Annotated in this window: 1 pseudogene; it reads right to left on the bottom strand. The window is 38.1% G+C overall.

From position 1 onward, the window contains the following. Window positions 1-1,021 (bottom strand): annotated as a pseudogene (locus tag HT708_RS11485) (transposase); the annotation flags it as partial.

Genomic DNA, 1,021 nt, shown 5'->3' with positions numbered 1-1,021 from the left:
TTGTTATGACGCGCTTACGTTCTTTTTTGATGTTCAGAGCGATAAAAATCCGTTTTTTGAAGTTTTCAAAGTTCCGAAAACCAAAGGCATTGCGCTTGATAAGCTTGATGAGATTATTAGTGGCTTCCAATTTTGCGTTAGAATAGTGTAGTTGAAGGGCATTGACAATCTTTTCTTTATCCTTTAGAAAGGTTTTAAAGACAGTCTGAAAAAGAGGATGAACCTGCTTTAGATTGTCCTCAATAAGTCCGAAAAATTTGTCTGGCTCCTTGTTCTGGAAGTGAAAAAGCAAGAGCTGATAGTGGTGTTTCAAGTCTTCCGAATAGCTCAAAAGCTTGTTTAAAATCTCTTTATTGGTTAAGTGCATACGAAAAGTAGGACGATAAAATCGCTTATCACTCAGTTTACGGCTATCCTGTTGAATGAGTTTCCAGTAGCGTTTAATAGCCTTGTATTCATGGGATTTTCGTTCAAACTGATTCATAATTTGGACACGGACACGACTCATAGCACGGCTAAGATGTTGCACAATGTGAAAGCGATCCAGAACGATTTTAGCATTCGGGAGTGAAACAGTCTGGGAGACTGTTTCAGCCTGAGCCTAGAAATTTGAAAGCGAAGCTGTTTAGCCAAGGCATAATAAGGACTAAACATATCCATAGTAATAATTTTCACTCGACATCGGACGACCCTATCATATTTAAGAAAGTGATCTCGAATGACGGCTTGTGTTCTACCTTCAAGAACAGTGATGATATTGAGCTTATCAAAATCTTGCGCAATGAAGCTCATCTCCATCTCCCGATTGAAACAGTCACTCCCTGGACTGTTTCAACGTCCCAAGACATAATCTTAGGCAGATTTCTAAAATTACACTCAAAGTGGAAGTCATTGAGCTTTCGAATGACAGTTGAAGTTGAGATGGAAAGCTGATGGTCAATATCAGTCATAGAAATCTTTTCAATTAACTTTTGAGCAATTTTTTGATTGATGATACGAGGGATTTGGTGATTTTTCTTGA

The organism is Streptococcus sp. 3613, assembly GCF_013277375.1.
Lineage (GTDB): Bacteria > Bacillota > Bacilli > Lactobacillales > Streptococcaceae > Streptococcus > Streptococcus pseudopneumoniae.
Note: the sequence above shows the minus strand (reverse complement) of the source record. Positions and strands in the feature narration are given on the sequence as shown.